This is a genomic window from Psychrobacillus sp. FSL K6-2365 (assembly GCF_038003165.1).
Classification (GTDB): domain Bacteria; phylum Bacillota; class Bacilli; order Bacillales_A; family Planococcaceae; genus Psychrobacillus; species Psychrobacillus psychrodurans.
Genome location: NZ_JBBOOO010000001.1, coordinates 1,636,352 through 1,661,235, shown reverse-complemented (window position 1 = coordinate 1,661,235; position 24,884 = coordinate 1,636,352). Strand labels below are relative to the sequence as shown.

General features: G+C 36.2%; 27 protein-coding genes. 7 read left to right on the top strand and 20 right to left on the bottom strand.

The genetic code is table 11. The annotated features are described in order from the left end of the window. The first annotated feature begins 8 nt into the window (after positions 1–8). Positions 9–938: an alpha/beta hydrolase gene (locus MKY29_RS07915; RefSeq protein WP_241598775.1), complete on the top strand. Its 930-nt coding sequence runs from the start codon at positions 9–11 to the stop codon at positions 936–938. Between the two features lie 62 nt (positions 939–1,000). Here MKY29_RS07915 and MKY29_RS07910 read toward each other — a convergent pair whose 3' ends face one another. From MKY29_RS07910 to yneA, 5 genes are all read right to left on the bottom strand, one after another. Beyond that, positions 1,001–1,219, bottom strand: a complete 219-nt coding sequence (locus tag MKY29_RS07910) for a YneF family protein (RefSeq protein ID WP_090561886.1) — start codon at positions 1,217–1,219, stop codon at positions 1,001–1,003. 209 nt (positions 1,220–1,428) lie between these two features. Then, the gene (gene tkt, locus MKY29_RS07905; RefSeq protein WP_090561888.1) at positions 1,429–3,429 is read right to left on the bottom strand and encodes a transketolase; all 2,001 of its coding nucleotides are present in this window, start codon (positions 3,427–3,429) and stop codon (positions 1,429–1,431) included. Positions 3,430–3,515: 86 nt separating this feature from the next. Further along, positions 3,516–3,749, bottom strand: a complete 234-nt coding sequence (locus tag MKY29_RS07900) for a DUF896 domain-containing protein (RefSeq protein WP_090561890.1) — start codon at positions 3,747–3,749, stop codon at positions 3,516–3,518. A 62-nt stretch (positions 3,750–3,811) separates the two neighbouring features. Then, positions 3,812–4,462 (bottom strand): YneB family resolvase-like protein, encoded by a 651-nt coding sequence (locus tag MKY29_RS07895; RefSeq protein WP_093494613.1) that lies wholly within the window; start codon positions 4,460–4,462, stop codon positions 3,812–3,814. Further along, on the bottom strand, positions 4,459–4,776 hold the full coding sequence (gene yneA, locus MKY29_RS07890; RefSeq protein ID WP_093494612.1) for a cell division suppressor protein YneA: 318 nt from the start codon (positions 4,774–4,776) through the stop codon (positions 4,459–4,461). The genes MKY29_RS07895 and yneA overlap by 4 nt, the downstream gene beginning before the upstream one ends. A gap of 173 nt (positions 4,777–4,949) precedes the next feature. On the opposite strand from yneA, the gene lexA reads away from it, so the two are divergent. Continuing rightward, positions 4,950–5,570 (top strand): transcriptional repressor LexA, encoded by a 621-nt coding sequence (gene lexA, locus MKY29_RS07885; protein WP_090561896.1) that lies wholly within the window; start codon positions 4,950–4,952, stop codon positions 5,568–5,570. Between the two features lie 186 nt (positions 5,571–5,756). Here the strand turns inward: lexA and MKY29_RS07880 are convergent, their stop codons facing one another. Continuing rightward, positions 5,757–6,332: a peptidoglycan DD-metalloendopeptidase family protein gene (locus MKY29_RS07880; RefSeq protein WP_340879455.1), complete on the bottom strand. Its 576-nt coding sequence runs from the start codon at positions 6,330–6,332 to the stop codon at positions 5,757–5,759. A 608-nt stretch (positions 6,333–6,940) separates the two neighbouring features. Here MKY29_RS07880 and MKY29_RS07875 point away from each other — a divergent pair. From MKY29_RS07875 to MKY29_RS07865, 3 genes are all read left to right on the top strand, one after another. After that, on the top strand, positions 6,941–7,480 hold the full coding sequence (locus MKY29_RS07875) for a hypothetical protein (protein ID WP_241598770.1): 540 nt from the start codon (positions 6,941–6,943) through the stop codon (positions 7,478–7,480). Positions 7,481–7,806: 326 nt separating this feature from the next. Then, positions 7,807–7,977, top strand: a complete 171-nt coding sequence (locus MKY29_RS07870) for a hypothetical protein (RefSeq protein WP_340879454.1) — start codon at positions 7,807–7,809, stop codon at positions 7,975–7,977. Between the two features lie 337 nt (positions 7,978–8,314). Then, a complete protein-coding gene (locus tag MKY29_RS07865) occupies positions 8,315–8,749 on the top strand; it encodes a hypothetical protein (protein ID WP_241598766.1) in 435 nt (144 codons plus the stop codon). Positions 8,750–9,049: 300 nt separating this feature from the next. Here the strand turns inward: MKY29_RS07865 and MKY29_RS07860 are convergent, their stop codons facing one another. From MKY29_RS07860 to MKY29_RS07850, 3 genes are all read right to left on the bottom strand, one after another. Next, complete coding sequence (locus MKY29_RS07860) at positions 9,050–9,448, bottom strand: hypothetical protein (RefSeq protein WP_241598764.1); 399 nt, start codon at positions 9,446–9,448, stop codon at positions 9,050–9,052. Between the two features lie 115 nt (positions 9,449–9,563). Beyond that, positions 9,564–9,701 (bottom strand): hypothetical protein, encoded by a 138-nt coding sequence (locus MKY29_RS07855; RefSeq protein WP_241598762.1) that lies wholly within the window; start codon positions 9,699–9,701, stop codon positions 9,564–9,566. Positions 9,702–9,711: 10 nt separating this feature from the next. Then, positions 9,712–10,104 carry a hypothetical protein gene (locus MKY29_RS07850; RefSeq protein ID WP_241598760.1) on the bottom strand — a complete coding sequence of 131 codons (393 nt, stop codon included), beginning with the start codon at positions 10,102–10,104 and terminating at the stop codon, positions 9,712–9,714. Positions 10,105–10,336: 232 nt separating this feature from the next. On the opposite strand from MKY29_RS07850, the gene MKY29_RS07845 reads away from it, so the two are divergent. Both MKY29_RS07845 and MKY29_RS07840 read left to right on the top strand, forming a co-directional pair. After that, the gene (locus MKY29_RS07845) at positions 10,337–10,471 is read left to right on the top strand and encodes a hypothetical protein (protein ID WP_276517598.1); all 135 of its coding nucleotides are present in this window, start codon (positions 10,337–10,339) and stop codon (positions 10,469–10,471) included. 255 nt (positions 10,472–10,726) lie between these two features. Next, the gene (locus tag MKY29_RS07840; RefSeq protein WP_340879453.1) at positions 10,727–11,338 is read left to right on the top strand and encodes a site-specific integrase; all 612 of its coding nucleotides are present in this window, start codon (positions 10,727–10,729) and stop codon (positions 11,336–11,338) included. 108 nt (positions 11,339–11,446) lie between these two features. Here MKY29_RS07840 and glnA read toward each other — a convergent pair whose 3' ends face one another. From glnA to mutS, 11 genes are all read right to left on the bottom strand, one after another. Beyond that, a complete protein-coding gene (gene glnA / locus MKY29_RS07835; protein WP_090561905.1) occupies positions 11,447–12,781 on the bottom strand; it encodes a type I glutamate--ammonia ligase in 1,335 nt (444 codons plus the stop codon). A 40-nt stretch (positions 12,782–12,821) separates the two neighbouring features. Beyond that, complete coding sequence (locus MKY29_RS07830; RefSeq protein ID WP_090561907.1) at positions 12,822–13,205, bottom strand: MerR family transcriptional regulator; 384 nt, start codon at positions 13,203–13,205, stop codon at positions 12,822–12,824. 137 nt (positions 13,206–13,342) lie between these two features. After that, on the bottom strand, positions 13,343–14,593 hold the full coding sequence (locus MKY29_RS07825; RefSeq protein ID WP_241598758.1) for a methionine gamma-lyase family protein: 1,251 nt from the start codon (positions 14,591–14,593) through the stop codon (positions 13,343–13,345). Positions 14,594–14,672: 79 nt separating this feature from the next. Continuing rightward, complete coding sequence (locus MKY29_RS07820; RefSeq protein WP_090561911.1) at positions 14,673–14,972, bottom strand: rhodanese-like domain-containing protein; 300 nt, start codon at positions 14,970–14,972, stop codon at positions 14,673–14,675. A 74-nt stretch (positions 14,973–15,046) separates the two neighbouring features. Beyond that, positions 15,047–15,268 carry an RNA chaperone Hfq gene (hfq, locus tag MKY29_RS07815; protein WP_090561914.1) on the bottom strand — a complete coding sequence of 74 codons (222 nt, stop codon included), beginning with the start codon at positions 15,266–15,268 and terminating at the stop codon, positions 15,047–15,049. Between the two features lie 63 nt (positions 15,269–15,331). Beyond that, positions 15,332–16,252, bottom strand: coding sequence for a tRNA (adenosine(37)-N6)-dimethylallyltransferase MiaA (miaA, locus tag MKY29_RS07810; protein ID WP_241598756.1), 921 nt, complete (start codon positions 16,250–16,252; stop codon positions 15,332–15,334). Then, positions 16,245–17,141 carry an alpha/beta hydrolase gene (locus MKY29_RS07805; RefSeq protein ID WP_093494606.1) on the bottom strand — a complete coding sequence of 299 codons (897 nt, stop codon included), beginning with the start codon at positions 17,139–17,141 and terminating at the stop codon, positions 16,245–16,247. Before MKY29_RS07805 ends, miaA begins: the two co-directional genes overlap by 8 nt. 25 nt (positions 17,142–17,166) lie before the next feature. Continuing rightward, positions 17,167–18,813, bottom strand: coding sequence for a glycerol-3-phosphate dehydrogenase/oxidase (locus tag MKY29_RS07800; RefSeq protein ID WP_340879452.1), 1,647 nt, complete (start codon positions 18,811–18,813; stop codon positions 17,167–17,169). Beyond that, a complete protein-coding gene (gene glpK / locus MKY29_RS07795) occupies positions 18,814–20,325 on the bottom strand; it encodes a glycerol kinase GlpK (RefSeq protein WP_340879451.1) in 1,512 nt (503 codons plus the stop codon). Positions 20,326–20,337: 12 nt separating this feature from the next. After that, positions 20,338–22,146, bottom strand: a complete 1,809-nt coding sequence (gene mutL, locus MKY29_RS07790; RefSeq protein WP_340879450.1) for a DNA mismatch repair endonuclease MutL — start codon at positions 22,144–22,146, stop codon at positions 20,338–20,340. A 21-nt stretch (positions 22,147–22,167) separates the two neighbouring features. Beyond that, the gene (gene mutS / locus MKY29_RS07785; protein ID WP_340879449.1) at positions 22,168–24,735 is read right to left on the bottom strand and encodes a DNA mismatch repair protein MutS; all 2,568 of its coding nucleotides are present in this window, start codon (positions 24,733–24,735) and stop codon (positions 22,168–22,170) included. Positions 24,736–24,884 lie beyond the last annotated feature (149 nt).

The following is a 24,884-nucleotide window of genomic DNA, read 5'->3' as shown; positions in this document are numbered from 1 at the left end:
TTGATCAGATGAAGAAACGTGTAATTATTTGGACGAGTATTTTTACTAGTGTCTTGACCGCTATGGCTACGTTCTTTGGTTTCTTTGTAACTAATAGGCTTATGTATATGAAGAAAAAAGAAAATGATTTTATATTAAACCGTGAAATAACTTCTAAACGATTAGATGAAGCATGGTTTAACGCAGTAAATAAAACCGAACAATGGATTGAATCTAAAAATGGATATTCCTTAAAAGCAATTTTTGTCGAGCCATTAGAAACAAATAATTATGTCGTTATTTGCCATGGAGTTACAGAAAACAAAATTAACTCACTACGTTTCGTTCGTATGTTCGAAAGACTAGGCTTTAATAGTGTCGTCTACGATCATCGTAGACATGGTGATTCTGGTGGCAAGACAACTAGTTTCGGCTTTTACGAAAAGGTAGATTTACAATCTATTGTTGAGGCAGTAAGAGAAAGAGCTGGGAAAGATGCGGTTTTAGGTATCCATGGGGAATCTATGGGCGCTGCTACTACATTATTGTATGCTGGTTCTATAATAGATGACGCTGATTTTTATATTTCAGACTGTGCATTTTCTGATTTTGAGCAGCAAGTTTATCATATAATGACACAGACGACTCCACTTCGTACTAGTTTAGCCATTCGATTTGCTAATTTGTTTTTGAAACTTCGTGATGGATATACGTTAAATCTCGTCTCACCAATTGATGTTATAGACAAGATTGAAAAACCTGTCTTGTTTATCCACAGTTTGCAGGATGATTTTATCTTACCTAAAATGACCGAAGATTTATACGAAAAAAAACAAGGCCCAAAGACTTTAGAATTATTTGATATTGGTGAGCATGCTAAATCCTTCAATGAAAACAGCAAGGAATATGAGCAAGTTGTTGCAGATTTCCTACAAGAAAATGGCTTACTAAACAAATAAAATCTATTTTCAAATGAAGTAAAGTTTCTTTCAAATAAAAAAGCACTCAGCTGAGTGCTTTTTTATTTTTGCATTTTATTCATTTGATTCATCATTTGTTTAACTTGTTTTTCAGAAGGCTTACGACCCATTTGTGCCATCATCATACGAAGCATTTGTTCATTGATCGGTGGATTTTCTTTTAAATATTTCATCATATATTGACGTGCCGCAAAAAATCCTATTGCCACACCAGCGATTAAAGCAACAATTATAATAACAATCCAAATCCATGTTTGCATATATTCTCCTCCTTTACGAACTTATCTACGTGTACAAGACACCACCCCAAATTATACTATAGATTCTTTTTGCATTCTATTATAATTTTAAATAAAGTGAAACTTCACTTTGAAAGGGTATCTTCTACAGCAACCACATGCAATTGCGCGTATAAAAAAAACAATTCGAATACTTAATATCAAAGTATTCGAATTGCTTGTACAACTTTTTACTTTTGAAGTAATGCTTTCATTTTTGCAACTACGTTCTCTACAGAGAAACCATATTCTTTCATTATAATTTCACCAGGGGCACTTGCACCAAATTTATCAATAGCAATTACGTCCCCTTCAAATCCAACATAACGATGCCATCCTAATGAAGCACCCATCTCAATTGCAAGACGTTTCGTTAAATGAGATGGTAGTACCGCATTTTTATAAGCCGAATCTTGCTTCTCAAACAAATCCCATGATGGCATAGAAACGACAGAAACTTCGATTCCTTCTTTAGAAAGTGCTTGTTGTGCTTCAACAGCAAGACTTACTTCTGAACCAGTTGCAAGTAAGATTGCTTCCGCTTTTTCATTAGGTGCTACAACATAAGCTCCTTTTGAAACTCCTTCTTTAGCTAGTTCAACAGAATTTTCAAGAGTCGGTAAATTTTGTCTAGAAAGAACTAAAACTGTAGGATTATTTTTTGATGATACAGCTAGTTTCCACGCTTCTGCAGTTTCATTAGCATCAGCTGGACGGATCACAGATAATCCAGGCATTGCTCGTAAAGAAGCTAAATGTTCCACTGGCTCATGAGTTGGGCCATCTTCCCCGACAGCGATACTATCATGCGTGAATACATACGTTACAGGAAGTCCCATTAATGCCGATAAACGAATTGCTGGTCTTACATAATCACTAAATACGAAGAACGTACCTCCAAATACATTTAGCCCACCATGTAAAGCCATTCCATTTAAAGCAGTTCCCATTGCAAATTCACGTACACCAAACCATATGTTTTTCCCAGCATAATCATCAGCTGAAAAATCTCCAACATTTTTCATAGTTGTTTTGTTCGATCCCGCTAAATCGGCACTACCACCGAAGAAAGATGGTAGGTTTTGAGCAATTGCATTAATTGCTTCTCCAGAAGCAGAACGAGTCGCATGTGAAGTACCAGCTTCATATGTTTTAAGAGCGTCTGCAAAGTTTTCAGGTAATTCACCAGAAATCGCAGTTTTTAGTGTCGAAGCTAACTCAGGGAATTCAGACTCATACTTCTTCAGTTTTTCATTCCAAGCGGACTCTTCTTGAATACCTAAACGTTCTGATGCTTGTTTAAACGTGTCATAAACTTCATCTGGAACATAAAAGTCCTCTTCAAATAACCATTTATATTCAGCTTTAGCTAAAAGTGTTTCGTCTTTTCCTAACGGCATGCCGTGAGCATCTGACTTACCAGAACGGTTAGGAGAGCCAAACCCAATAACAGTTTTAACTTCAATAATTGTTGGCTTGTCATTTTGAGACTTCGCTTTTTCAATAGCACTTGAAATTTCTTCAATATTATTTCCGTCTTTTACATGAATGTAGTTCCAACCGTATGAATCAAAACGTTTTTCTACATTTTCTGAGAATGATTTATTTAAATCACCATCTAAAGAAATATCATTACTATCATATAATACAATTAATTTATCCAACTGAAGATGTCCAGCAAGAGAAATTGCTTCTGCAGCTACACCTTCCATTAAATCACCATCACCACATAAAGCGTAAGTGTAATGATCAATAATAGAATGGTTTTCTTTATTATAAGTAGCAGCTAAATGCGCTTCCGCCATCGCCATTCCTACTGCCATTCCAATTCCTTGACCAAGTGGACCTGTTGTTGCTTCTACTCCTGCAGTGTGACCGAACTCTGGATGTCCAGGAGTTTTAGAATCCCATTGTCTGAAGTTCTTAATCTCCTCCATTGGTAAATCATAGCCACCAAGATGAAGTAAGCTATATAAAAGCATAGAGCCATGACCTGCCGATAACACAAAGCGGTCACGGTTGAACCATGTTGGGTTACTTGGATTATGACGTAAATGTTTTGTCCATAATGTGTAAGCCATTGGCGCTGCCCCCATTGGTAAACCAGGGTGACCAGAATTTGCTTTATCAATTGCATCAATAGATAAAGTTCGAATCGTATTAATTGCTAATAAATCGGATTGTAATGACATGAATGACATCCTCTCAAACAAATTTTTTCTATATTTCTAGTTTAGACAAGAATGTCTGTATTATCAATGGTTTCTGAAATGATTAATTAATTCAGAAACTTTCCTTTCTTTGCTTCCTGAACTTTTACAGGTGTTACATCATTTCCTTCGGGGTCAATTATTTTTACACTTTCGATTGTATCTCTCATTGTGGAACGAAAAGTTTCCAAATATTCTTTGCGTAAAGAGCTTTGTTCTTTTGCTTCTTCAATAGAAAGACCCGATGTTTTAGATTTTCTAGATAACTCGCCAATTCTCGCTAATTTTTCTTTGCTTAACAATTTATTTCATCCTTTCACTTTATCTAAATATAAAGGTAAGGAAAAAACACACAGAGTGCAAGTCATTTCACTCCATGTGCTTCTATATACTCAATATAACGTCTATGTACTGTTGCTTTACTAATATTAAATCCTAAACCTTTTAAGGTCATTGAAATCTCTTCATAAGTAAGTCCTGCATTCCGAAGTCTGACTACTTCTGCTAAAGGAACATCTATTCTTTCTCTACCTTCAGGATTGCCTTTTGTCTTTAAGTTTTTCTCTGGTCTATATCCCTCGGAGACCGCTTTCTTCATACCTCTTCTGATTTTAGCGTTGTGTAATTTCCTTTGATATTCTTCTACAAGCGCAAGTATTTCCAGTAACATAGAATCCATTTCATTTAAATTGATAACACCCTTATCCTGTAAAGTATATATTGAGGTATTTGTTTTTTGAAGAAGATGCAGAACTGCCATTCTTCCATTTCCTCTACCAATCCGGGTTTCATCTTGAACAAATATCGCTTTAATTTCATTTTCTTTTATATAATCCAGTAAATCTAATAAGCCTTCACGTTCAATATCATATCCACTATGTTGATCTATAAATACTTTCTCTACTTCATAATTGTGTAGCGCTGCAAATTCTAATAGCTCTTCCTCCTGTCTTTGTAAAGATGTCTCTTGAGATTCTTTTTCAGTACTCACTCGACAATATATAACTGATTTCATTTAGTATCGCCCGCTATCTCCGTTTCGTGATTGAAATGGTAACTTTTTTCCTCCACTGGGATTTTAAGCATCTCCCCAGCTTTAATATGTCCATCTTGTAAATTATTCATAGCTATAACCTTATTAATCCATACTTTTTTATCTTCCTTCACGCCATACTCATTTGCTAACTCCCATAAAGAATCGCCTTGCTCTATATTAATATGAAGACTCTCATCAGTTGAAAAAGAATTCGAGATTATTATAAACATTATAAAAGCAATACTACACGCTACAAATATTGTTAGAAAATAGTTTTCTTTAATCCAAGTCATAAATAATACCTCCAATAGAATGTGTGTTCGTAATGTATATTTCAATAATAATGCGAACACTTGTTTTTGTCAACAACAATTAGAACCTATGTTTGCATTAAAGTTCTTCGCCTGTTATACTATTAATAAGATAGAAAAGGATAGAGATTAATTACTCTAAAAGAGGTGAGCATATGAAAAAAGCATCTAAGAGACAGGAAGACATTCTAGCTTTTATAAAAGAAGAAGTTCGTAAAAAAGGATATCCGCCATCTGTTCGAGAAATAGGAGAAGCTGTGGGCTTAGCCTCTAGCTCAACCGTACATGGACATTTAGCACGACTGGAAAGTAAAGGTTTGATAAGAAGAGACCCAACTAAACCACGTGCCATTGAGATTCTTGATGGATTAGGTAGTATTGCTGAAAAACAAAACGTTGTGCATGTCCCCCTTGTAGGTAAAGTTACCGCTGGTGTTCCCATTACCGCAATTGAAAATATAGAAGAGTTCTTCCCGCTTCCAGAAACTTTTGGTACTGCCGATGATAATTTATTTATGTTGGAGATAATGGGTGATAGTATGATTGAAGCAGGTATATTGAATGGTGACTACGTCGTTGTAAAACAACAGCAATCAGCCAATAATGGAGATATTGTAGTTGCTATGACAGAGGAAGATGAAGCAACCGTTAAACGATTCTTTAAAGAGAAATCTTACTTCCGTTTACAGCCTGAAAACTCATCCATGGAACCTATCATCGTAAATTCAGTTAGTATTCTCGGAAAAGTAGTTGGTGTTTACCGCAATATTCAATAGATTTAACGGACTTGACAATATACTTAAATGTCAGTAAGATAACGAAGAGCCGATATCATATTTCAACGAAAAGTGGACATTTTCGTTGAAATCATCGAAAAACCCCTTTACCTTTATGGTTGAGGGGTTTTATTTTGTCCGAATTTCTTTTTTAGTTAACATATTCTGTTTTCCTCTTAGTGTTTTTTATTTATTCTTTAAAGCAGCTAAAGTTCTTGGCCCAACAATTCCGTCAACTGCCAAGCCGTTTTTCTTTTGAAAATCTTTAATTGCTGCAATTGTTAAAGGTCCCTCGATCCCATCAACCATTAGTTTATAACCTACTGAATTTAAACGTTTTTGTACTTCGGTTATATCTGTTTCGCTTATATAGTTTAAAGGATTCACTGCATTTGGCTGCCCCACCTCGTAAGATGGTATGTGAATTTCAAAATGCAAATGTATTCCTGTACTATTTCCTGTTGTGCCCTTTATACCAATCTGTTGGCCTTGTTTTACATTTTGTCCAATCTTTACGGTGAAAGATTTTAAATGAGCATACAAGGTTTCATATTTCTTACCGTTTAAAGTATGGACAATTGTTATTGTGTTTCCATAGCCACCTATAACTTTTGCTCTCGTCACTACTCCACTTGCTGATGCCTTTATAACCGGACTTCCATCACTTCCGAAATCCACTCCTTTATGCTCTTTAACTATATTATTCTTTCGAATTTCCCCAAAATGCGATGTAATTCTTCCTTCGCATGGTCTGATAAACAATGTTTCCCCCCCCCTTCTAATTTAAGTAGAGATTCAATATCCCCTTACTAGTAAATGCTAAAATAAATAGTAACAAATAGTCAAATGCCATTATATTTATCAAATAAAATAATAAAATGGTTAAAAATGCGTAAATTTGGGTATTAGTATTTATAATTGAACATAGGTTAAATTAATTATATTATTTTATGTCAGCCTATATAACTATAAAGGGGCAAAAAACTTATGAAACTAATTATAGTAGAACTAAAAAAGCTAATTAATGATTACTATAGATGCAATAACTACCATCTGAAGGAAGAAATTTTGATCGATATCAATTTGTTAAAAGATGCTATAAGAATCTTAGAAAAAAGAAAGTTAGAAATAAACACAAACAGCTCACTTGGTTATTAACCAAGTGAGCTGTTATATATATTTTTTTAAACCATACTTTGTTTTATTGTATCTCTTTAAATCACCTACCTATATCAAACTACTTCAAATCCCTCCATATTTATATTATTTATTCATACGAGATAATCAATCTAACTAGTTCTATTAATTTATAGGACATATATTACTGTATGCCGATATTTTGGCAAATCTATTAAAAGGAGGTGATTTATATGGTTCTTGTACTTCAAGAGTTTACTACCCCAGCTAATACAACTGTCATTGCAGATACAGCTGCACCACCCGGAACACTTCCTACGCCTGCAATATTAACTCCTCCAGCAATGGTTTCACCGTTAATAGACGGAAGCAATGCTTACATTTGGTCTCCAAACACAGAATCCAATCAGACAGTGACATTTCAAAGTATCTTTGATATTGGAGCTTTGCCACTTCTAACTCTAGCATTACCTATTTCCGCCTACTATGCTTTTGCAGCAAACGAAACCGCTACAGTTACTGCATCTTTAGAAGTAGTAAATCTTCTAGGTATTGTAATTGCTACTATTCCACTTTTTGATGGAGCAAACTCAGGTAGCTCTCAGGACGTTGCTATTACATCCGGTGACACATTAGTTGGAGTAGGCCTTCTAGGCAATACAGGTCGTATTGTAGTTAATGCTACTGTAACTTCTCCAGTAGCTGCCGGTTACTCACCAAATCCCGGTAGATATTTGGGACAACTTACAGTGCACAGTTTTCTAGCAGTGTAGTATGGATGAAAAAATAAAATAAGGTAACAGTATTTGCCATCAGTGACACCTTGAAATAGAGAAAAAGGCTCCTTTTCTAACAGAGAAAAGCACACATTTCTAGGAACAAGCCCTCCTTGTTTGTGGAAATGTATATATTTTGGAGGGGCGCGTATAAAACCGAGCCCCTCCAATCTTTCTATTTATAACTAACTATATACAATTGCATTATATAAACTTACTAAAGCTACTAACATTTCAAAAATTATAGGTCAAATTCCTTCCAATTACACATAATATGTTACATAATATAAAATAGGAAATATAGATCATTAGGGGGAGTAATTTTGCCTATCATTTTAATTTACAAAGAACTAAATCACCTAATAGATGATTACTACAAATGTCCCTTTACTCATATAAAAGAGCAAATTCTCATAGATATTAATCTTTTAACAGACGCATTGTTAATGTTTGACGCAGATATTCAATTGGAAGCTCAACTTAAATCTGTTTAAGTACAATCAACTTATCAACGGAATGTAGGTTGGGCAATTCTTGTCAACACATTAAACAAGGACATGTGCTACAAAAGACCATATGCAACTTACAACAAATGATATGGTCAACATATAAAAAAGCGTTGATAGCTTCGTGCTACCCAACGCTTTTTTATTTTATCATTTTCAAGCATTGTTCAAGAGTAATAGCCAAGGTGCTCGATTTTAATTATTTTTACCGAGTCATTCATCTAATATTTCAACTTTAAATACTAAAACTGCCTCTTAAGAATCTCAATGAGGTTGTTTACTTTTTGTGTTTCCAATAAAATGAAATAAAGGGAGATGATAGAGTATGAAAAAAATATTTTTCATCGGCGCTTTAGCTGTATTATTGTTAACTGCTTGTGGGAATGAAGGAAATTCTGATGAAACCAATACCTATAAAGTATCACAAGGTAAAATAACGAATGAAAAGCTATTAATTAATCTAGCAGTTCGCGCAGAAACTATTATTGAAAAATATGATGGAGTCGATAGTGTAAAGGTAGAGGATGCTGAAATTGAAGCTAAAAAACATCCTAATTTGAGAAATGATGAAACTAAAGAAATTTATAAGAATGTTTACTATATCGAAGGTGAGTATTCATATCAGGGTAAAAAATATGATTTCGTGTGGAGTGTCTCTTTTAATAATAACGATATTGATTCTGGAGGACAAGTTCTTCAATATATATCTGACATGGAAACAGGCGAAAAAATAAATGTCAATAGATCACTAGCAGATTGATTATTATAAACCTCTACAATATCTAAAAAGCGTTGGAAGCTCAGAGCCCCAACGCTTTTTTATTAATACATTTTTAAATATTGTTCACGTTCCACGGATGTACAGTCGTTCTAATGACATACTTATTTAATTTCAAGTTATTTGAGGTCAGAGAAGTACCATTATATTAACGTTATCGTGATTATGAATTATGTGTGATTATGCTTACTATTTTATTTTTGGGGTATTCATGGGGTGAATTATGGGGTACGAAAAATCTAGACCATGCTAACAAAGGTGGTCTTTTATTTTTATTATTCACTACCATAATAACCAATTCTCCAAATTAGGATTACTTTTCACAACTATTCTTTCCTCAATCTCTTCTAACCAGTTATAAAACTTCACAGGCTTACTCACACGTAGTTGTTCCTCCACAGATGATATGGATGTATTCTTATTAGATCGCTCCATCGATTTATTATAAGCTCCTAAGAATGCACTCCTTAATGTCTTAGTTAAAGTTAATGTTCCATCTGTAATATCACTTATAAGCTTGAAGATAACATTCTTCGCTTTAATGAAATCAGATACATTATTTAACTCTGTTGCTAATACTGCTTTATGCAGCTGATGATCTAAACAGATGGTTAATAGGTTGTCCAAGTCTAATGCAAGCTCTGGATTCGTTTCGATTTCTTTAATATGATGGACATTCAACACAATGCTCTTTCGTTGTCCTTTGACTTTGATTGAATCGATATGAACCTTCCCTTCAGCTTTACATAGTTGGCAATAGAATCATTCAGTTCATTTTGATTTAATGAAAGTGAAATTAAAGCCAATCAAAATCATATTCAATTTCAATCTTTGCAGCTTCCCATTCTGCACCATATGAAGAACAAACTCTATCACCTTCAAACGTTACTGGAAAGCCTCTGTCACAATAACGACATTCCCAACGCTTCACCATTGCCATCACCTCACACTGTTAATTCATCTAAATATCCTACAAGCTTTATCAACATGGCATGTTTGTTATATATAGTACCTTTGCTATAACCTACTTCATCTGCAATTTCACCAAACATCTTTCCTTCGATATATCTGCCATATAGAATCTTTGTATCTACTAAACTGAATTTTTGGACCATACGCTTAATATCAATCAAATCATTCATTTTATGAGCGAGATTAAATTCTAAAGTAAAAATTTTTTCTTCAAGTTGCGCTCCGTAACTATCAGTGGATAACTTGACTCCTATCAAGTCACCGCCTGTCCAACGTCCTAATTCACGTTTTGAACGGGTAATCGAATTTTCTAACTCAATGATATCAATTTCAATTTTTCGATAGTCTTTCAGCCATTCATACATGTAATCACCTTCCTTTGTGGTATTGGTATCTCAAGACCTGCTCAGCAAATGCCCTAGTTGAAACTGACATAGATTTATGATTTATTCAATTGTCCAAAATTTCGCAGTAAGATATTTTTAAACTCATAAAAACTCATGTCGAATACTGTAGAAATTATCATACTAAATGCCCTTTATTTCCCATTTTTTCAATGTTACAATAGATTTAATATTCAGAAAGGATGTGATATTAATGAAAAAAATGAAAAAAGTTATTATATCTGCCTTACTTCTTTCAGCAATATTTGCAGGTACAGCGACATCAGCATTTGCTGATAACTCAACCAAAGGGCCATGCGGCGCTAAGCCATGTCTTCAAACACCTTAAAACATGCACTATGAATGTCTATTCTTTGTCTTGAAGAAAATATTCTTTAAGGCAAAGAATAAATAATCAAGTGAGAATCTCAATGAGGTCATACTTTTTTATAAATTCCCTCTTTCACATAATGTTGTCTACTGCGTCGTACCTCTCCATTCTTTTAACTCGCTTACATAAATTCAAAATGTATAGAATGTTTTCCAATCCACCAATGGCTAGAATAAGTAGGATGAATAGAATGATTGTAATATTCCAGAACTTTTGAATCATGCATATCAGTACGGTTATATTTATTGGATATTTTTCAAAGTGCTAATTGAAACAGGCATGCGAAAAGGTGAAGCCGCTGCTTTACAATGGAATGATATTAATTTAAAAGAAAAGACTATTTCTATTAGTAAGAGTATGGATTTTCAACCTGGAGAAAATGGAGAAATATTCGGAGATACCAAGAATAGAAAGACAAGGGTTATCGATATCGCTGATACTACAGTAAATGCATTGAAAACACATTTCAATTCACAAAATCAAAACAAACTTCTTTTAAACGATATTTATCGTCATGATTTAAACTTAGTCTTCTGTAGGAAAGATGGGCAGCCCATGCCCAAAACTAGTCTATTCAATGCTTTTGGCAGGATATTAAAAAGAGCTGGATTAAACTCTTATCCAATTCATTCTCTACGTCATACGTATGTAGTTATCCTATTAGAAGATGGTGCAGATATAAAATACATTCAGAAACAACTAGGTCATGGCAGTCAACAAATCACTTCAGATGTTTACGCTCATTTATCTAAAAAAATGAACAAGAAAAACACCGAACAAGTCAACGAAAGACTGAACGATGTTTTTAAGGGTATAAGTAAATGATATTTTTTTATAAAAATAATGGGGTGAATATGGGGTGCGAACTATTTCTTTGAACAACTTTATAATTACACCCCATACCAAAACCCTTTAAAACTCTATATTACGGGATTAATACATTTTTAAATATTGTTCACGTTCCCACGGGTGTACAGTCGTACGGAACATATCCCATTCAATTTCTTTCGCTTCTACAAAGTTTGCATAAATATGCTCACCTAATGCTCCGCGAATAGTTTCACTCTTACCTAACTCTTGTACGGCAGCATGTAAAGTTGGTGGTAGGTTATGAATGCCATTTTCAATGCGTTCTTCTTCTGTCATTACATAAATATTACGGTCCACTGCTGGTGGTGGAGTTAGTTTATTTTTAATACCATCTAAACCAGCTTGTAGAATTACTGCCATCGCAAGATATGGATTGGCTGCCGGATCTACTGAGCGAACTTCAACACGTGTACTTACACCTCTTGAAGAAGGAATACGGATTAATGGACTTCTGTTTTGTCCTGACCATGCCACATAACAAGGAGCTTCGTATCCAGGTACTAGGCGTTTATATGAGTTAACTAATGGATTTGTAATTGCAGTAAAGCTTTGTACATGCTTCAATACGCCAGCCATAAATTGCATTGCTGTTTCACTTAAGCCGATTTCTGCTGATTCATCATAAAATGCATTTTCTTTCCCTTTAAATAAAGATACATTAAAGTGCATTCCTGAACCGTTTACGCCAAATAGTGGTTTCGGCATGAATGTCGCATGTAAACCATGTTTACGAGCAATTGTTTTTACTACAAGTTTGAACGTTTGAATATTATCACATGCTGTTACTGCATCTGCATATTTAAAGTCAATTTCATGTTGACCTGGAGCAACCTCATGGTGAGATGCTTCAATTTCAAAGCCCATTTCTTCTAGCTCAAGAACGATATCGCGACGGCAGTTTTCCCCTAAATCCATTGGTGCTAAGTCAAAGTAGCCACCATGGTCATTCAGTTCAAGTGTTGGCTCCCCTTGAGCATCTAATTTAAATAAGAAAAATTCAGGTTCAGGTCCTAAGTTAAAGCTAGTAAATCCTAACTCTTCCATTTCTTTTAGGATACGTTTTAAATTATTACGGGGATCTCCTGCAAAAGGAGTTCCATCTGCTTTATTTACGTCACAGATTAGACGAGCCACTTTCCCTTTACCCGTAATCCAAGGGAACACTACCCATGTATTTAAATCAGGTACTAAGTACATATCTGATTCTTCAATTCGTACAAAACCTTCGATAGAAGATCCGTCGAACATCATTTTGTTATCGAGAGCTTTATCGAGCTGACTCACTGGAATTTCTACGTTTTTAATCGTACCTAGTATGTCTGTAAACTGAAGACGTATAAAATTCACCTCATGCTCTTGAACGAACTTTTTAATATCCTCTTTTGTATACTTGCTCATTGTTTCACTCTCCTAGTTAATTAATGTATATGAACCTCGATTATCTAAAAAATCGAGATAGGTCCCCTTGTCGCAGAGAAGCTCGTTGTTGTCTTTGAGCTAAATGCATTTCTTCTTTCACTATTGCACGTAGTTCTCTGTCCGAAATTACTTGTCGAACTTCTTTTGAAGTAATTGGACTGTTTTTCATTTCAAAAATCTGCTTGATTCCCGCAATATTAACACCTGTTTTCAATAAATCTTTAATCTCTAATAATATATCAATATCATCTAATGAAAACATGCGCTGTTTACCTTCAGTACGTGCAGGGTGAACCAGTTCTTGCTCTTCATAGTAACGAATTTGCCTTGCAGTCAAACCAGTAAGCTGCATGACAATATTCATAGAAAGTAATGGCATTGAACGTCTCCATTCCTTTTCCATCACTGCACCTCCTAGTAGGTTATATAAATAGTATATGTCATGTTAGTTAACATGTCAACATCATGTTAGGAAAACTAACAAATATTTTTCAGAAAATTAAAACCATTCCTTATAACTCAGAAATGGTTCTACACTTTTTATTTGTTGAATGTTTGTACGGCTCCTAAAATAGCATATTTCACATGTTCGTATGTTAATCCACCTTGAATAAATGCCGTGTAGGGAGGACGGATTGGCCCGTCGGCTGTTAACTCCATACTCGACCCTTGTACAAATGTACCTGCAGCCATTATGACATCGTCAGCATAACCTGGCATATAAGCTGGTTCAGGCATAAACTGAGCATTTACTGGGGAATGCATTTGTATTGCTTTACAAAACTGAATCATTTGATCGGCAGTTCGGAATGATACCGATTGTATTAAATCTGTACGGGGCTCTGCATAGTGTGGTTCCGTTGTCATTCCGATTTCCTCCAAAAGTGCCGAAGTGAATATTGCTCCCTTCACTGCTTGAGATACAACATGCGGAGCAAGAAAGAATCCCTGGTACATATCCATTAATGCATTTAAAGAAGCACCCGCTTCTGCTCCTATACCCGGTGAAGTCATTCGGTAAGCACATTTAGTGACATATTCCTCTTTCCCCGCAATATAGCCCCCTATTTTAGCAAGACCACCACCAGGGTTTTTAATCAGAGAACCAGCCATTAAATCTGCCCCCACGTCCGTCGGCTCCAACTCTTCCACAAATTCTCCGTAACAATTGTCCACAAAAATAACAGCATCCTCTTTAATACTTCTAATTTCGATAACCATTTGTTTTATTTGTTCTATCGTAAACGAAGGACGTACTGCGTAACCCTTCGAGCGTTGAATTGCAATTACTTTCGTATTACTTTTCACAGCGCTTTTTACGGAGTCCCAATTGACTTCCCCAGTATCCATTAAATCCACGTGATTATATGTAATGCCAAAGTCGGCTAGGGATCCAGTATCCTCTTTCCCTCCACTAACTATCGATTGTAAAGTGTCATAGGGTTTGCCCGTTATATATAGTAATTCGTCATTCGGTCTAAGCACACCGAACAAGCTTATAGAAATCGCATGGGTCCCTGAAATAATTTGAGGACGCACAAGTGCTGCCTCTGAACCAAACGTCGTTGCATATACTTTTTCCAGTGTATCTCGACCTTCATCATCATAGCCATATCCAAATGACGGATGGAAATGGTGATCACTAACCCCGTGATTCTTAAAAGCCTGAATTACTTTTTGTTGATTTAAAAATGCAATTTTTTCTACAAGTTTGTGATATGGTGCTATTTTGGCTTCAACCTGTTCTGCACGATCCAATACTTCTTTTGATAATGTGGTTGTAAATGTCATGTAATATTCTCCTATTTTTCTTCAAAATACAAATAGAAAAGACTAATCTCATAAATGAAATTAGCCTTTTATCTATAAGTTAGAACTGCAACTCGCCGTCCCAGTCCATCATACCTCCAGCAATGTTCGTTACATTATATCCATTTTCCTCTAGAATTTCACAGGCCATTGCGCTACGGCCACCCGCTTTACATACTATGTAATGAGGAACTGATTTGTCGAGTTGATCCATGCTGTTTTCGATTTGTCCTAATGCGATATGCTTAGCACCGGGAATAATCCCAGTTGCCACTTCATCACTTTCACGTACATCGATGACACTGATTTCTTCGCCAGCATCTATTTTTTCTAAAAGTTGTTCTGTCGAAATAACATTCATATTAAACTCTCCCGATTCTCTGTTTATTCTATAAAATCATAATAGGAGCATGCCCATCTGTCAAACAATTCATGTTACTCTTCTGTTAGCTTAACTGGTTTAGAAGGAGCAAATGTAGAAATTGCATGTTTGTAAATTAACTGTTGCTTTCCATCTGATTCAAACAGGACGGTAAAATTATCGTAAGACTTTACTAACCCCTTTAGTTGGAAGCCATTCAATAAAAATACTGTTACAAAAATATCATTTTTTCTAAGCTGATTTAAATATAAATCTTGAATATTCATAGGTTTCATCCCAATACCCCCATTATACAATTTGCATGTGTAAACATACTACATTGTTAATATTCGCTTTAATTATTCATTTTCCTGCATAAATTCATTAATTTCTTTTATAATTTTTTCGGAATCAGTAAACGGATTATACCAATGGATATCCATTTTGTTTCTAAAATACGTTAACTGCCTTTTTGCATACCTTCTAGAGTTTTGCTTCAGCTGTTCAATTGCTTCCTCGAATGAAACCTCTCCATCCAAATATGCATATATTTCTTTGTAACCGATGGCTTGGATTGATTGAACATTTCGGATGCCTTTACTGTAGAGCGTCTTTACTTCTTCCAAGAGTCCTTTTTCTAGCATTATGTCTACTCGATCATTAATGCGATTATATAATTGCTCACGATCTATAGACAGGCCAATAATATAATGTCGATATATATCTTCATGACCTTGGTTTTGTTCAATATCATTCTTTTGCTTCCCAGTTAGTTCCACTCGTTCAATCGCTCGTATCACACGTTGGATATTATTTGGATGTATATCCTTTGCCGCCTCCGGATCAAGTGATTGTAAATGTTCAAATAATTTATAAGGAGCCATATTTTCTAATTCCGCAAGTCTAGTTTCATCTCGATTCGGTTGTTCCGTAAATCTAAAGTCATACAGAACAGATTGAATATAAAGACCAGTTCCTCCAACTATAATCGGAATTTTACCCTTTAATGTAATTTCCTCAATTTTACCTCGTACGAGCTTTTGATACTCCGCAACAGAAAAATTCTCCTCAGGTTCCTTAATATCGAGTAAGTGATGAGGAATACCTTCCATTTCTTCTTGGGTAACCTTTGCAGTTCCTATATGGAGCTCTCGATACACCTGCATCGAGTCTCCATTTATAATTTCTCCATTAAATGCCTTAGCCAGTTGAATACTTAAAGCAGTTTTGCCGACGGCAGTCGGTCCGACTATTGCAATTACATTTGCAGTATTATGCATTTTCTATCATCCAATTTGCAATTATTTCATATGTTTGAAGCTTATTTACCTCGTTTAATATTTCGTGTCGCGCATCCTCTATCAAATGTAAGGTTACGTTTGTCATTCCAACACTTTTTAATCCAGTAGCGACTTTGAATAAATCTTTTCCGTCTTTTCCAACAGGATCCTTGGCACCACTAATAACTAAAACGGGTAAATCCTTTTTTATATGATTATTTTCTATGTCTTGGTGAATTATTTTTAATCCATCAAAAAGGTCAATATAGAATTGGTTCGTTGGTATAAAACCGCATAGCGGATCTTCAATATATTTTTGTACTTCTAGTTCATCTGTTGTAAGCCAATCAAATGGTGATTTCGGATTTTTTATTTGTTTATTGAAACCTCCAAAGGCCATACTGTTCAGTAATTTCCCTTCAGATTTGGGACTTTTTACAGCAGATATAAGTTTACCGACTACTTTACCAACGTCCCCCATAACTCCAGGACTATAAGTGGTGCCAGAAAGGACAACTTTCGTTAAGGAGTCACTATATTTTTGCATATATCTTCGAGCAATAAACGACCCCATGCTATGGCCGAATAAAATAAGCGGAATATCCCCTAAATCCTCCCTCACATGCAGCAAAACTTCGCGAACGTCTTCGGCAACCCGTTCAAAACCTACCTTATCTGCAAAATATCCAAATTGCCCATTTTTTTCAGCTGTTTTACCATGTCCACGATGATCATGACCGGTAACGACAAACCCTTTATCAACTAGAAATGTAGCGAAATCATCATAACGACCAATATGCTCTACCATTCCATGTAGAAGATGGATATGTGCAATCGGGGGTGTATCAGGAGAAAACTTAACGATATGAATTAGATGATCATCTGACATTTTGCCTTCTAAGATAGTTTTCAGCTTAATCCCAACTTTCTTTTAATGTAGCTTCATTCAAGAGTGTATCTAGTTGTTTATTAAAAGCCTTTGTTTCCTCGTCTGAGTATTGAAGCAATTTTTTCATCACATTCACTATTTCTTCTTTATACTCGTTAAAATGCTGTATATCAAAATAGAGCATACCTGTTCTTCTTACCAAAAAGTCTTCAGGAGAATATGCCATCTCTTCATGCACTGCGTAATAAATTTGGGCTAGTATTGCCATAGGTAAAGTTGAAGGAAATGTAGAAAGAATTTGTGCATACTGAAATACTTTATCTACATTCGTCCCGTACATTTTGGCCAGTTTCCTTCCTTCCAAACCAGAAAGTCCGTAAACTTGAGCTACTTGTTCCTTTTGAGTGAGAAAAGCCTCCCATTGTTTAGAGCCTCCAACGTCTCCTCCGGATAGCGTTAAATGCCTCGTTACACATGGTCCGTATTTTTCATCCCCTAATTGCTTCGATATTTTATCTACAATAGTTTCAGCCATTTTTCTATACCCTGTGAGTTTACCTCCAGCTATTGTAAATAAACCAGCTTCCGACTGCCAAATTTCATCTTTTCGAGAGATTTCTGATGGATTCTTCCCATCCTCAAATATCAATGGACGAACCCCCGCCCATGTAGACTCCACTTGATTTGCGGTAATATGAACTAAAGGAAACATAAAATGAATTGCTTGAATTAGGTAATCGACATCTTCCGTTGTAGCTACAGGATGCCGAATATCACCTTCAAAGAACGTATCTGTTGTTCCTACATAAGTTTTACCATCACGTGGGATAGCAAAAACCATTCGTTTATCAGGTCCATCAAAATAGACAGCCTGTTTAAGAGGGAAAACAGATTGGTCAATAACAACATGCACACCCTTGGTAAGCTTTAGTTTTTTATTGTTCTCAATAGCATCCAAAGCACGAACTCCATCAACCCAAGGACCAGTAGCATTAACTATTTTTTTGGCATGAATGGAAATTCTTTTATTGCTAACTGTATCAACGATTTCCGCACCAATTACTTGATTATAATCGTCATATATAAATGAACGTGCTTTAGCATAGTTTAAGCACACCGCACCTTTTTCCATTGCTTTTTTTAGCACCTCAATCGTTAGACGTGCATCATCTGTACGATATTCAACGTAGTATCCTCCACCTAGCAACCCTTTACTTTTTAGTAGAGGTTCTTTTTCAAGTGTCTCTTGATCGGAAAGCATTAATCTTCTTTCCTCTTTCTTAACCCCAGCTAAAAAGTCATACATCTTTAAGCCAGCTGATGTAGATAATGGTCCAAACGTACCTTTTTTATGAAACGGTAGTAGCATCCATATAGGTTCAGTCACGTGAACCGCATTTTCATATACAATTTCTCTTTCTTTTCCTACATCAGCAACCATTTTCACCTCCAATTGTTTCAAATAACGCAAACCACCGTGCACAAGTTTTGTGGACCTACTGGAAGTTCCAGCAGCAAAATCCTGCATTTCTACCAAAGCAACAGACATACCTCGTGTAACAGCATCTAGTGCTATCCCCGCGCCTGTAATCCCTCCACCTATAACCAACACATCGAATTCATAATAATTTAGTGTATTTACTATTTGGTCACGCTCTACAGAAGACTTCAATTATTCCACCTCTTCGTCTGAAAGTTTGAAAATACGTGTTGCCTCGACTGCTTTTGTCCAACCCTTATATAGTTGTTCTCTTTTCTCACTTTCCATTTTTGGCTCATACTGCTTTTGACTTTCTCGCAAACCGGATAGTTCTTGTTCATCTTTCCAGAAACCAGTAGCTAACCCTGCTAAGAAAGCAGCTCCTAATGCTGTTGTTTCATTGAGCTTAGCAAGTTCTACAGGTAAGTTTAATAAATCACTTTGAAACTGCATAAGAAATTCATTGCTTACTGCTCCACCATCTACTCTTAATACCTCTACATCTACTCCCGAATCTTTTTCCATCGTATCAAGCACGTCTTTTGTTTGGTAAGCAAGAGATTCTATCGTTGCACGTATGAAATGCTCCTTAGATGTGCCTCTCGTTAATCCAAAGATTGACCCCCTTGCTTCAGAATCCCAATAAGGAGTTCCAAGCCCGACAAAAGCTGGAACAAAATAGACACCTTCCGTAGAATCTACTTTTTTGGCATATTGTTCTGACTCAGGTGCACTCTTTATCATGCGAAACCCATCTCGAAGCCATTGGATCGCAGAACCAGCAACAAATATACTTCCCTCTAACGCATAGGTCACTTTACCATTTAATCCCCAAGCGATTGTCGTTAATAAACCAGAAGGCGAAGTAACTGCTTCTTCACCTGTATTTAAAAGCATAAAACATCCAGTTCCATACGTATTTTTAGCCATACCCTTCTCAAAACAGCATTGCCCAAATAGTGCAGCCTGTTGGTCCCCAGCTGCTCCTGCAATGTCTATTTCTTTACCAAAGAAAACAGACGGATCAGTCTGTGCGTATACTTCAGACGAAGACGCTACTCTAGGGAGCATTCCCATAGGGATAGATAGCTTTTCACAGATTTCTGAATCCCACTTTTGATCATATATATTATAAAGCATCGTCCTAGATGCATTGGAATAATCAGTCACATGTGCTTTTCCATTTGAAAGTTTCCAAATTAGCCACGTATCTATCGTTCCGAAAAGTAGCTCACCCGCTTCTGCTTGCTCTCTCGCACCATCAACATTATCCAATATCCATTTTACTTTGGTCGCAGAAAAGTATGGGTCTAATTTCAAGCCGGTCTTGTCTTGAAAAAAAGTTTCCAGATTATCTTTTTTAAGTTCCTCGATAATGGATTGAGTTTGTCTGGATTGCCAAACAATCGCATTATAAACAGGTTTCCCTGTATGTTTGTTCCATACGACTGTTGTTTCTCGTTGATTTGTAATTCCAATCGCATGGACATCCTCAGGCTGGTTTCCACTTTCAGTTAGGACAGCAGCCAGTACCGATAGTACAGATCCCCAAATTTCTTTCGCATCATGCTCAACCCAACTCGATTTAGGAAAATATTGTTTAAATTCTCGTTGAGCAGAGTGAACAATATTGCCAAGCTTATCAAAAAGTATTGCTCTAGAGCTTGTCGTTCCTTGGTCAATTGATAATATATATTTTCCCATTCCCGTTTCCTCCTACATAACTCGTTTGAACATTTTCTCAACCTCATACGTCGAAAAATGTACGATTACTGGTCTTCCATGTGGGCAAGTCAATGGATGTTGCGCATTTTTTAAGCTTTCGAGCAGCTGTTCCATATCATTCATCGTTAGATAATGATTTGCTTTGATGGATAGCTTACAACTCATCATAATAGCTGCATCTTCTCTAAGCTTTTTTATATCCGTTTTACGATTGTTCAATACCTGTTCAATCAGACCCTCGATTATCTTTGTCTCATCACCTTTAGGGAACCAAGTAGGGTAATCTCTTACGACAAAGCTAGCAGAACCAAACTCCTCTAAAAAAATTCCTACATTATTTAATTCGCTCAATGACTCCTTAATACGGTATGCCTCGTCTAAAGAATAGTGAAAAGTCAGTGGCAGCAATAGTGATTGTCGTTCATTTGCATTTACTTCCCCAATCTTTTCCTTATAAAACTCATATTTTACACGCTCTTGCGCAGCATGCTGATCTATCAAATAAAAACCATCATCACTTTGGGCAACAATATATGTACCATGGATTTGTCCTACAACATGCAAATCAGGAAATGGCTTTTTATCCTCCACATATTCAATCGGTTGAATATCGAGGTCCGCCAATGGCTCTACCTCTTCATATACAATACTAGGCTGTTCTTCGGGTGGATTATGTGTTTGTTCGGATATCACACCCTCATAGTTTGGAGTAATGGGTTCCTTTTGAACTGGCTCATATGTTTGTTTGAAGAAATCGAATTGTACACTCGGCTGCTTTTTCACAACTGGCTTCTCTATAATTTCAGGTGGTTTCTGCAGGCGATGCATGATCGAACGTATTGTTACTCGGATCATTTCCATCAGCTCTTTTTCCTTACTTAGACGAATTTGATGCTTAGCAGGATGAACATTCACATCCGTTAGTATCGGATCCATTTCAATATTTAAAACAACAATCGGATATCTGCCAATCGGTAACAATGTATGGTAGCTATCTACTATTGCGTTATTTATACCATAGTGTTTAACCCAGCGACCGTTCACGAGAACGGTTATATAGTTTTTAGAGGCTCTTGTTATTTCTGGTAATGTTGCAAAACCTAAAATACGAAAATCTGATGATTCCTTGTCGAAGGCAACCATCTTTTTTACATTAGAAATCCCATAAATTGAAGCTAAAACCTGTTTCAAGTCTCCCCTTCCACTGGTCTGCACAATAGTTTGATGATTATGTGTAAGTTTAAACGCAATCCCCGGGTAACTGATTGCTAAACGGTTTATCAAGTCAATGGAATGCCCTAACTCTGTTTGAATCGTTTTCAAATATTTTAAGCGAGCTGGTGTATTATAAAATAGCTGGCTTACGATTATATCAGTCCCTCTTCGAATAGGAGCAGGGGTATTAGATAATACCCTTCCACCTTCTAACTCTACTTTTGTCCCAATATTTTCGCCATTTGATGTCCATAAACTAATTTTAGATACAGAGGCTATACTAGCAAGTGCCTCTCCACGGAAACCTAATGAACGTATTCTAAAAAGGTCATGCTCCGTAGTTATTTTAGAGGTCGCATGTCTAGAGAACGATTTTACAGCATCCTCCTCATCCATCCCCTTACCATTATCAGTCACTTGAATTTTAGACAGACCCGCTTCTTCTAGTGTAATTTCAATAGAGGTACTTTCTGCATCTATTGCATTTTCTACCAATTCTTTCACAACTGAAGCTGGTCGCTCTACCACTTCACCGGCAGCAATTTTGTTGGACAGGAGTTCGTCCATTAAAATGATTTGTCCCACTTCATTCACCTACTTCCTGCGCTATTCTAGCTCGTTTTGTAACTCGTACAATAGTTGTAGTGCTTCTAAAGGAGTCGTACCTGATATATTGACTTTCTTCAACTTTTTTATTATTTTATCCGTCGATTTATCATCTTGGATAACTACTGGTTCTTTACGTGTCTTTGGTTGCTCATCGAAGAAGGATAATTGGGTTTCGCTTACCTGAACAGCACTTCCTCCTTTTTCCTCCTGATCCTCGAAGGTCGCTAGGATATCACGTGCTCGGGAAATAATTTGTTCCGGCAATTGTGCTAACTCTGCTACATGGATACCGTAGCTCTTATCAGCCGGACCATCTTTTAGCTTGTGTAGAAAGACCACTTTGCCATCTTTTTCAGTTGCTGACACATGTACATTTCGGAGCTTTGGTAACGAGTCCTCTAAATCCGTCAGTTCATGATAATGAGTGGAGAAAAGCGTATTAGCTCCTATATTTTCATGAATATATTCCATCATCGCTTGTGCCAAACTCATGCCATCATAGGTAGAAGTACCACGGCCAATTTCATCGAATAACAACAAGCTCTTACTTGTAGCATTCATAATGGCATGCTGTGATTCCATCATCTCAATCATGAAAGTACTTTGCCCACCTGCCAAATCATCGGCAGCCCCAATACGAGTAAATATTTTATCGACAATTGGAAGCGTCGCAGATTCTGCAGGTACATAGCATCCAATTTGCGCCATTACAGTTGTAATGGCTATTTGACGCATAAAAGTACTTTTACCAGACATATTAGGACCAGTGATCAATAGCATATTAATATCTTCCGTAAGAACACAGTCATTTGGTACATATAACTGATTGTTCATCACTTTTTCAACAACTGGATGTCTTCCCTCTTTAATAATCATTGCATTGGAATCATGGAAAACAGGTTTCGTTAATCTATGGTTCTCTGCAACCTGGGCAAAAGAGATAAAAACATCTAGCTCACTAATTTGTTTCGCTAATTTTTGAACTAGCGGAATATATGTTTTTATTTCTTCTCTAACTTGCGTAAACAATTCATATTCCAAAACTAGGCTTTCATCTTCTGCAGATAAAATAAGGGATTCTTTCTCTTTAAGCTCGTCGGTAATATATCGTTCTGCATTCGCAAGTGTTTGTTTACGGACATATCTAGACTCATCTGCTAAATGAATATTCGATTTTGTTAGCTCGATATAATAGCCAAAAATCCGGTTATATCCTATCTTCAAGTTTTTAGAACCTGTAATTTCTCTTTCCCTTTGCTCAAGTTCTGTAATCCACTTTTTACCGTTAACAGAGGCATCACGTAGTTGGTCCAGTCGTTCATGGAAACCGTTGTTAATCACTCCGCCGTCTTTTACGGAAATCGGAGGGTTCTCACTAATCGCTTCTTGTAACTTTCTCCAAATAACTTCACAATCCTCTAATGCGTTCCCAAGTTTTTGCAACTCTTGATCTTCCGATTCTACGAGTAGCTGTTTAATAATAGGGACCTTAGAAAGGGACTGCCTTAACTGGGCAAGATCTCTCCCGCCAGCACTACCAAATCCAATACGGCCTACAAGACGTTCTAGGTCGTATACTTCCTTGAAAGCTTCTTTAATCTCTTCACGAAGCATAAAGTCATTCAAAAAACTCGTTACTATTTCTTGACGCGCTTCAATCGATTGTCTGTTTGCAAGGGGCTGATGAATCCATTGCTTTAATTTGCGTCCACCCATTGCAGTCACTGTTTCATCTAATAACCATAATAATGTACCTTTTTGGTCACCACTTCGAATAGATGATATTAGCTCTAAATTTCGCTTAGAATGATAGTCCATTGCTAAAAAGGATTCTCTTTGTTGAAAAGTGAATGGTTGAATATGTAATAGAGATTGTTTTTGCGTTTTTTGAATATATTGTAATAATCGTTTAACCGTTTGATGTGTTTGATCGGGATGGTTCGGAATGTATTTATGAATATCTTCATTCGATAACTCATCTTTTTCAATGGAAACCGTAAAATCATGAATAGCAGATAATTCATTGATCAAGACGTACATTTGTTCACTGACGATCAATTCTTTTGCCTGGATTGCCAGTAGCTCCTGTACTACTTCCTTCTCATCTCCTGTAAGAATAGTCGTAAAGCCATCTCCTGTTGATACATCTAAGTATGCAAAAGCGACTTCATTTGTAGCAAGCAAGTCAGCAGAAGAAATAAAATAGTTAGACTTCGTTTGCATAGCTTTTCCTTCGATTATAGTTCCTGGTGTAACAAGACGTACAACCTCTCTTTTAACTACACCCTTCGCATGTTTAGGATCTTCCACTTGTTCACAAATAGCGACTTTATAGCCCTTACTTATAAGCGTTTCGATATATCCTTGAGCAGAATGATGAGGTACTCCACACATCGGTATATTGTCCTTCCTACTAGTCAGCGTAATTTCCAAAATCGCAGCAGCTTTAATAGCATCATCGTGGAATAATTCATAAAAATCACCTAAACGGAAAAACAAAAACGCATCTATGTGGTCTTCTTTAATTTTTAAGTATTGTTGCATCATTGGAGTTTGTGTAGTCATTTAAATCCTTCTCTCTTCATTACTAATATAATGATTATACCAAAAACAATAAGAAAAGAGGCAGAAGTAAGAATCGCGTAAAGGATATATGCGATTAGTACTAATAAAGCGAACCCTGAATTAACTACCTATTCAGGGTTCATAATTAG